This is a genomic window from Jiangella aurantiaca, assembly GCF_004349105.1.
GTDB lineage: Bacteria > Actinomycetota > Actinomycetes > Jiangellales > Jiangellaceae > Jiangella > Jiangella aurantiaca.
In genome coordinates this window covers 1-8,388 of record NZ_SMLB01000087.1, presented here as the reverse complement: position 1 = coordinate 8,388, position 8,388 = coordinate 1, and the positions used below count along the sequence as shown (strand labels likewise).

At 72.2% G+C, this 8,388-nt stretch carries 8 protein-coding genes and 1 pseudogene; all 9 read right to left on the bottom strand.

All coding sequences use genetic code 11. The annotated features are described in order from the left end of the window. Positions 1–125: 125 nt before the first annotated feature. Positions 126–608, bottom strand: coding sequence for a VOC family protein (locus tag E1262_RS29830; protein ID WP_132107977.1), 483 nt, complete (start codon positions 606–608; stop codon positions 126–128). A gap of 80 nt (positions 609–688) precedes the next feature. Then, positions 689–1,048, bottom strand: a pseudogene (locus tag E1262_RS29825) (DNA polymerase ligase N-terminal domain-containing protein); the annotation flags it as partial. Between the two features lie 18 nt (positions 1,049–1,066). Beyond that, positions 1,067–2,278, bottom strand: coding sequence for an ABC transporter permease (locus E1262_RS29820; RefSeq protein WP_132107975.1), 1,212 nt, complete (start codon positions 2,276–2,278; stop codon positions 1,067–1,069). After that, on the bottom strand, positions 2,275–3,081 hold the full coding sequence (locus E1262_RS29815; protein WP_132107974.1) for an ABC transporter ATP-binding protein: 807 nt from the start codon (positions 3,079–3,081) through the stop codon (positions 2,275–2,277). Before E1262_RS29815 ends, E1262_RS29820 begins: the two co-directional genes overlap by 4 nt. Next, the gene (locus tag E1262_RS29810) at positions 3,078–4,223 is read right to left on the bottom strand and encodes an efflux RND transporter periplasmic adaptor subunit (RefSeq protein ID WP_132107973.1); all 1,146 of its coding nucleotides are present in this window, start codon (positions 4,221–4,223) and stop codon (positions 3,078–3,080) included. The genes E1262_RS29815 and E1262_RS29810 overlap by 4 nt, the downstream gene beginning before the upstream one ends. Next, complete coding sequence (locus E1262_RS29805; protein ID WP_132107972.1) at positions 4,220–4,792, bottom strand: hypothetical protein; 573 nt, start codon at positions 4,790–4,792, stop codon at positions 4,220–4,222. The genes E1262_RS29810 and E1262_RS29805 overlap by 4 nt, the downstream gene beginning before the upstream one ends. 78 nt (positions 4,793–4,870) lie before the next feature. Next, complete coding sequence (locus tag E1262_RS29800) at positions 4,871–6,292, bottom strand: sensor histidine kinase (RefSeq protein ID WP_132107971.1); 1,422 nt, start codon at positions 6,290–6,292, stop codon at positions 4,871–4,873. Next, complete coding sequence (locus E1262_RS29795; RefSeq protein ID WP_132107970.1) at positions 6,289–7,011, bottom strand: response regulator transcription factor; 723 nt, start codon at positions 7,009–7,011, stop codon at positions 6,289–6,291. The genes E1262_RS29800 and E1262_RS29795 overlap by 4 nt, the downstream gene beginning before the upstream one ends. 45 nt (positions 7,012–7,056) lie before the next feature. Beyond that, positions 7,057–7,704: a DUF4389 domain-containing protein gene (locus E1262_RS29790; protein WP_132107969.1), complete on the bottom strand. Its 648-nt coding sequence runs from the start codon at positions 7,702–7,704 to the stop codon at positions 7,057–7,059. Positions 7,705–8,388: the final 684 nt, after the last annotated feature.

Below are 8,388 nucleotides of genomic sequence, written 5' to 3'. Positions count from 1 at the left end.
GTACCAGCGACCCACCCGCCCCAGCTGTTGTTGATCTTGGAGTGATGCGGGTGATGCTGCCCGAATTGCCCGGTTGATACCCCACTTTCTCCAAGATCAACTTCGGCCCGGGTTGAACGATGGCCTCAGGCGGTGCCCTCGTAGGCGGCCGTGAGGGCGGGGAGGTCGAGCTTGACCATCTGCAGCATCGCGGCCGTGGTGCGGGCGGCCTTCTCCGGGTCCGGGTCGGCGAGGTAGCGCAGCAGCTGCACCGGCGTCACCTGCCACGAGACGCCGAAGCGGTCCTTCAGCCAGCCGCACTGGGTGGGTGTGCCGCCGCCGGCGAGCAGCGCGTCCCAGTACCGGTCGATCTCATCCTGCGTCTCGCAGCTGACGAACAACGAGATGGCGTCGTTGAACGTGTCGTGCGGACCGCCGTTGATCGCCATGAACTGCTGGCCGGCCAGCTCGAACGTCGCCGACTGGAGGGTGCCGGCGGGGAACGGGCCGCCCTCGCCGAACCGGGTCATCGACGTGATGCGGGCGTCGTCGAAGATCGAGGTGTAGAACTCGAGCGCCTCCTCGGCGTCGTCCTCGAACCACAGGAACGGGGTGATCTTCTGTGTCATGACGGGCTCCTCGGATCGTGTGCCGGCGCCTCCGGCTCTCGGTCAGTGGGTCGGAGCCGGCGGTCGGTTCTCGACAGGTCTGGCTGATCGAGCGTCCGGCGCAGCAGCCAGCCGTCGCCGGTGCGGATGAGCGCGTACCGTGCGGCGCCGTCGCGGCCGTGCAGAGTGAACAGCATCCGCCGCCGGGTGCGGTCGTGCTCCTCCCACCAGCCGGTATCGGCGATCGACTTGTCGGCGTCCTCGTAGTCGAGGTGGTCGAGGTCGTGGTCGGGCACCTCGACGGCGAGCCGGTTCTCGCCCGGCGCGCGCGGCAGGCCGCGGGGCACCGCCCACGAGCGCAGGACGCCGCCCTCCTCCAGGCGCAGGTCGAAGTGGTGACGGGGCCGGCGGTGCTCGTGCAGCACGAACGCCGGCCGTGCCCCGTCACCTGCGTGTTCCATGGGTACGTCCTACCCCATTCACACTGCCGACAGCGCGGCCGTCGGCGGCATCCGGGCCGCCCGCGCCGCGGGATAGGCACCGGCCAGCGCCCCGACGACGATCGTCGCGCCGGCCGCTCCAGCCAGCACCCAGACGGGCAGCGCGAACGGCCACTCCCGGCTGGACGCGAACGCCGCCGTCGCCGCGCCGCCGAGCAGTGCGCCGCCACCGCCGCCGAGCGCCGCCAGCAGCACCGACTCGCCGAGGAACTGCCGCCGGATGTGCGCCCGGGTGGCGCCCAGCGCCCGCCGTAGCCCGACCTCCGAGCGCCGTTCCAGCACCGCGATCACCATGGTGTTGGCCACCCCGATGCCGCCGACCAGCAGGGCAACGCCCCCGAGCGCGAGCAGAAGCGTCGTCAGCGTCTCGTCGGTCGCGGCTTGGGCGGCCAGCGCGTCCGACGGCCGGCTGACGGCGACCTCTTCCGGCGCCGCCGGGTCGACGGTGGCCGGCAGCAGCGTCCGCACCTCGTCGATCGCGCCCTCGGCCACCCGCTGGTACACCGTCGTCGGTGCGCCGTCGAACCCGAGCAGCGACTCCGCGGCCGGCCAGCCGATCAGCGCCGACGTGTCCAGCTCCGGCGCCAGCGGCACCGGGTCGAGGACGCCGGCGACGGTGAACCACTCGCCGCCAAGCCACACCTGCACCTCACCGTCGGTGCGCGAGATGCCGAGCAGCTCCGCCGTCTCCGACCCCAGCACGACCACCGGGAACGCGCTGAGCACGTCGTCGAGCCAGCGGCCGGACGCGACCGTCGCGCTGACGGTGTCCAGCAGGTCGGTCCGGGCCGCGCTGACGGCGATCGCGTTGGTCTGGTTCGGGTCGATCTCGTCGCTGCGGTAGACCGCCGCGTCGGGGACGATGCCGACGGCGCTCACCGAGGTGACGTCGTCGAGGCGGGCCACCATGTCGACGCTCTCCTGCGGCAGCTGCGCCTCGCTGACGAACGACTGGCTCGGTGCGACGGTGAGCAGGTTGGTGCCGAGCGCGTCGAGCTGCTGGTTCACCTGCTCGCGGCTGGACGCGGAGATGCCGACGACGGCGACCATCGCGGCGATCCCGACGGCGATGCCCAGCGCCGACAGCACCGCGCGCAACGGCCGCGCCCGCAGCCCGGAGAACGCCACCCGGACGGTGTCGCGCGGCCGCAGCCGCGACCGCGCGCTCACGACATCCGTCGGTCGGCTCATACGGCGTCGCCTCCTTCGCTCCATTCGGCGAGCGGTCTCGACCGACGACTCGGCGGGACCTCCGGCCCCGCGTCGCCGCCGGTGCCGTATGAGCCTCCCTGGGCCGGCTCCAGGGTCTCGTCGGACTCGATCCGCCCGTCCAGGATGTGCACCTGCCGCGGCAGCTCGGCCGCCACCCCGTGGTCGTGGGTGATGACGATGACGGTGGTGCCGCCGTCGTGCAGCTCGTGCAGCAGCTTGAGCACCGCCGCGCCGGATGCGGAGTCCAGCGCGCCGGTCGGCTCGTCGGCCAGCAGGAACGACGGCCGCCCGACCAGCGCCCGCGCGACCGCGGCCCGCTGCCGCTGCCCGCCGGACAGCTCGTTCGGCCGGTGGTGCGTGCGGTCGGCCAGCCCGACCCGGGCCAGCGTCCGGGCCGCCCGGCGCCGCCGCTCGCGCAACGACAGCCCGGTGTACAGCAGTCCGTCGGCGACGTTGTCCAGCGCGGTCACCCCGGGGGAGAGGAAGAACTGCTGGAACACGAAGCCGATCCGGTGCGCCCGCAGCGCCGACAGCTGCTTGTCCGACAGCGTGGCGACGTCGCGGCCGTCGATGCGCACCTCCCCGGCGTCCGCCCGGTCCAGCGTGCCCAGGATGTTGAGCAGCGTGGACTTGCCCGACCCCGACGGCCCGACGATCGCGACCAGCTCGCCGGGCGCGACGCTGAGGCTGACCCCGTCGAGCGCCCGTACCGGCGGCCGCCCCGGATAGCGGCGGTGGACGTCGCGGAGCCGGATCACCGGCTTCGCCGTCGTGACCCTCATCGCCCGGCCACCCCCACGACGTCGCCCTCCGCGATGCCGTCGCCGGTCACCTCGACCCGGCCGTCGGCGAACAGCCCCAGCTCGACCGGGACGACCGACGTGGTGCCATCGGCCGCGACGACCTCCAGGCCATAACCGCCACCGGACATCGCCAGCAGCGCCGTCACCGGCACCACCAGCACGTCCGCCCGCTCGTCCACCGGCCGCACCACGTCGACCGGCGAGCCGACCAGCGCGGGGTCCACCGGCTCGGCCAGCGTCACCTCGACCTCGACGACGGCGTCCTCCGCGCTCGGCGCCTCATCCTCGCCGGACGCGCCGCCCCCGCCGTCCGCCGGGGGCGACTCCACCACCGTCGCCGCGGTCACCGTCCCGGCGGTCTCGGCACCGCCCGGCAGCACGACGGTGACCGCGGTGCCGACGGCGAGCAGGTCGCGGTCGGCGACGTCGACCTCGAGCGTCGCGACCTGGTCGGTGCCCGTGATGTCGAGCACCGGCGACCCGGGGGTGACCGGGCTGCCGACGTCCCCGTACACCGTCCCGACCCGGCCGCCCTCAGGCAGGAACACGACGTCGGACCGGGCGACGGTGCCCGTCTCGCCGGCGCCGATGTCCTCCTGCCACTCCTCGACCGCCTCGGCGGTGTTGTCGGTGTACTCGTCGTCGGCGGTGAACCCGGTGTACCCGAGCGCCGCCAGGTTGGCCTCCAGCTGCTCCACGTCGATCCCCTCGTCGCCGGGTCCCAGGTCGCGATACATCGGGATCACGCCGAGCAGCACCGTCACCGGCCGCTCGTCCAGCCGGAACAGCTCGGTGCCGCGGGTGACCTCCGTGTCGGCCGCCGCGACCCGGGTGAGCGTGCCCTGGGCGGCCGGGATGCCGAGCGCGTCGCCGTGCCCGAGCGTGCCGGACCACGTCTCGGTGGCGGCGATCGCGTCGCGCACCACCTCGGCGGTCGCGGCCGGCCCGGTGGCCGCGTCCGCCGGCTCGCCGCTGTCGTCCTGGGTCACGTACCAGTACGCGCCGCCGGCGCCGGCCACGCCCATGACGCCGAGCGTCAACCACAGCAGCCGGGTGCGGCTGCGTCGCGGCCGATCCAGCTCAGCATCGAGGTCGTCCTGGTGGTCCAGCGTCGCGCTCACCGCCCACCGCCCGGGCCCGGGCCGATCCGGATCGGCGCACCGTCGAGCATCGGCTGGCACTCGGTCATGGCGGCCTGGAACTCGGCGGACTGGGGGTCGACGCCCTCGGGCATGCTCAGCCGGCCGTCGGCGGCGGGATCGGGCATGTCGATGCCGTTCTCGCGCATGCACTCGGTGAACGCGCGCAGCGACTCCAGCGCCTCGGCGTCCACCTCCGGCGCCTCGCCGCCGTTGGGCAGCAGCGAACGGCACTCCTCCATCGCCGCCTCGTTGTCCGGATCGCCCGGCGGCAGCTGGAGCTGGATGCCCGGCTGGCCGGGGTCGGGATCGGGCAGGTCGACGCCGTTCTCGCGCATGCACTCGTAGAAGTCCAGCTCGGCCTGCTCCGGGTCGGTCTCGCCGCCGCCTCCGCTGCCGCCCCCGCTGTCCGATGTGCTGTCGCCGCCGCCGGTGCCGGCCGCGGACACGTCGTCGTCGCCGCCGTCGGAGCCGCACGCCGTCAGTGTGGCGGTGAGCAGCAGGGCGACGACCGGCAGCAGTCGGGTACCGCGCCGGGTGGATCGGGTCATGATGTCCTCCAGGGACGTCGTGGATGTCGGTGTTTCTGCCGTGCATCCGCCACGTTCCCGGCGCGGGATGAGACCTCTTTAGGGCCCGTCTAAGAGCGGGCTGAGAATCGCGGGCTCGGTGTCGCGCACCGGCACGACCAGCGAGAAGGCGGCGCCGCCGCCCTTGCGTCGCGCCGCCGTGACGCTGCCGCCGTGCAGCTCGGCGGCCTGCGCGACGATGGCCAGGCCCAGACCGGAGCCGTGCCGCTCGCGGGCGGCCTGGCCGCGGTAGAACCGGTCGAAGATGCGTGGCAGGTCGGCATCGGAGATGCCCGGCCCGCGGTCGAGGACGCGGATCCGGGCGCCCGCGGCGGTCTCGTCCAGCAGCACGTCGACGACGCCGCCCGGCGGGCTCACCTGGACGGCGTTGCGCACAAGGTTCGCGATCGCCCGCTCCAGCACCACCGGGCGCACGACCGCCTCGAATGGCCGGCCGGCGACGGTGACCGTCACGGCGGGGTCGAGCCGGCGGGTGCGGGCGACGGCGCGCTCGACCAGCGCGCGCAGGTCGGTCTCCAGCGGTGGTTCGGGCTCGGTGCCGCCGCGGGCCAGCTCGACGATCTCGCCGACCATGTCCGACAGCGCGGCCGCCTCGGCCTCCAGGTCGCGCAGCAGGCCGGCCCGGTCGGACGGGGTCAGGGTGCGGTCCGGGTGCTGTTCGCTGCGCAGCAGGACGCCGAGGTCGTTGCGCAACGTCGCCAGTGGGGTGCGCAGCTCGTGACCGGCGTCCTCGACCAGCTGGCGCTGCTGGGTCCGAGCGTCGTCGAGGGCGGCCAGCATCGCGTTCACGGAGCCGGCCAGCCGGGCGACCTCGTCGCGGATACTGCCGGGTGCGTCGATGCGGTGGGCGAGGTCCTTCGTCGTCGCCACCTGCTCCGCGGCGTCCACCAGCCGGTCGATCGGACGCAGCCCGGTGCGGGCCGTCGTCCATCCCAGCGCGGCGGCCGCGACCACCCCGACGCCGGTGATGCCGGCGAGCAGCCAGGCGATACGAGTGAGCGTCTCCTCGACGTTCTCCAGCGGCTGGACCAGGCGCACCGCACCGCCGCCCTCCAGCGCCGCCGTCATGACCCGGAAGTCGGCACCGTCGATGGTCTCGCTGCGCAGCAACGGGCCCTCGATGTCGCCGTCCAGCATGCGCTGCTCCTCCTGGTCCAGCACCAGCGACTCCGGATCGTTGCCCGGCGGGATTCCCGGCTCCACCCGTCCGGTCGGCGTGATCGTCTGGACGCCGAGCGGCTCGTTCCCCACCACGAGGGAGATCCGGCGCCGGGCGCCGTCGGGGAGCTCCGCGGCCGTCTGCGCCATCTCCTCGAGGTCGGGGATGCGCGACAGCAGGCGCTGGTCGATCTCGTCGAGCAGGCTGGAGCGGATCAGCAGCCAGGCGGCGACGGAGGCCGCGACCACCGCCAGCGCCACCGCGGCCGACGTCAGCAGGGCCAGCCGCGCCCGGAGCGTCATGGTTCGGTCGCGCGTAGGCGGCGGTCGCCGACCGCGAGGTCTGACGTCAGTCCAAGCAACTTGTAGCCCACGCCTCGGACGGTGTGCAGCATCCGCGGCTCGCCCCCGGCCTCGAGCTTCCTGCGCAGGTAGCCGATGTAGACGTCGAGGGAGTTCGTGGAGCCGTCCAGGTCGCAGCCCCACACGCCCTCGTACAGCTGGGCGCGGGTGAGCACCTGGCGGGGGTGCCGCATGAGCAGCTCGAGCAGGCCGAACTCCGTCCGGGTCAGCGAGATCTCCCGGTCTCCGCGGCGGACCTGCCAGGTCTGCGGGTCCAGCCGCAGGTCGCCGACCACCAGCGGGGCCTCGTCGCCCGTCGAGGCGGTGCGCCGCAGCATCGCCCGCAACCGGGCCAGCAGCTCCTCGTGGGCGAACGGCTTCACCAGGTAGTCGTCGGCGCCGGCGTCCAGCCCCAGCACGCGGTCGCGGACGGCGTCGCGCGCGGTGAGCATGAGGACGGGGGTGCGGTCACCGTCGCGGCGCAGCCGCCGGCAGACCTCGATCCCGTCCAGGTGCGGCATCACCACGTCCACCACCAGCACGTCCGGGCGCACGTCGGGGACCCGGTGCAGCGCATCGACGCCGTCGACGGCGGTCGTGACGGCGTAGCCCTCGAAGCGCAGCGATCGCGCCAAGGACTCCCGCAGCACCGGCTCATCGTCGACGACAAGGATCCGCACGCTCGCCAGTGTGCGGTGCGAGGTTAAGAACAGCCTGAGAAGGACTCAGGCGGAGAGCCGGAACGGCGGGTACTGGTCGGTCACCAGGACGAAGGCGTACGCGGCGACCCGGTTCTGCCAGCGGATGGCGCCCTCGACGTAGTCGAACAGCCCGCGGGGGTAGCGGCCGGTGAACAGCACCGCGAACCAGGAGATGATCACCGCGACGATCGCGCCGATGTGGAGGAAGAACAGCACGATGTAGTGGGGGATGGCCAGGAGCCACTTCACCAGCGGCAGCCAGCGGTTGAGCTCGGTGGGCACGTCCGGGTAGCGATAGATCAGGTGGACGGACTGGTGGTCGTCCGTGGAGGGGTAGCGGTCGTCCATCAGCGCGAGGTAGCACGCGACGCGGTTGGCGAAGCGCTGCAGCTCGAGGTTCCAGTCGAACCACCAGCGCGGGTACTTCTGCCGGAAGAGGATCAGCAGCAGCGGGCCGAAGAACAGCAGGCCGCCGGCGCCCGCGGCGGCCGCCTCGCCGTCGTCGTAGCCCCACTGCCACGTGCCGCCCACCACACTGCCGAGCACGATGAGGACCGGGATCGCCACGATGAGACGGAAGAACGTGGTCACCCGGTTCAGCTGGCGGTCGGGGTAGTCGACGGAGAATGTGACGGGGTAGGCCGGCGGGTCGGTCGGCTGCAGCTGCTGCATGGCACACCATCCAGAGTCGGCGTCGTGAGCCCGTGATCAGGGCTCTGACCAGGTCTACTCCGGTTCAGCTCGCCAGGCGGCCGGTTCGGGGGAAGAGATCGCCGGCGTTCGACTTGACTCGGCGCCGCTGATCTTTGTAAGTTCTCCGTCGGCTCGTGAGAGCGCGGGACGCCGCAAGGCGGCCCGGACTCACGGAGTCACCCCGTACGAACGGCCCATCGCGGTGGACTCGTGTCCGCTGCCGGTGCCGTGAGCATGGGGTGCTGGCCTCCCAGCCGAGCGAACCTGATCAGCCTGGCGGCTTGATCCGGCGAGAGCGGTGAGGTAAGCTAGCGGGGTTGCCCGGGCGAGGATCGTTCGATCGACAGCCAGTCGAATTCGAGAAAGACGCGAATTTGACTCGGAAGACCGGGAAAACCTAAAGTAACACCAGCGTCTCACGGAGATTTCCGAGAGGAAATCGAGTGGGTGCGTCCGATTTTTGAGAACTCAACAGTGTGCCTGATGATGTTTGGTTGATGCCAATTGTTTGTGTCCTCGGGCTGATCCTCTTTTTGGGGGGTTGGTTTTGGGGTTCCTTTGGTGACGCGACAGCTTCTTACCGGGGGTTGTTGTGTTGCTGGGGTTGAGTTTCTTCTGATGATGGTTGATGGCCCTGCCTTTTGGGTGGGGTGGTCGGAATAT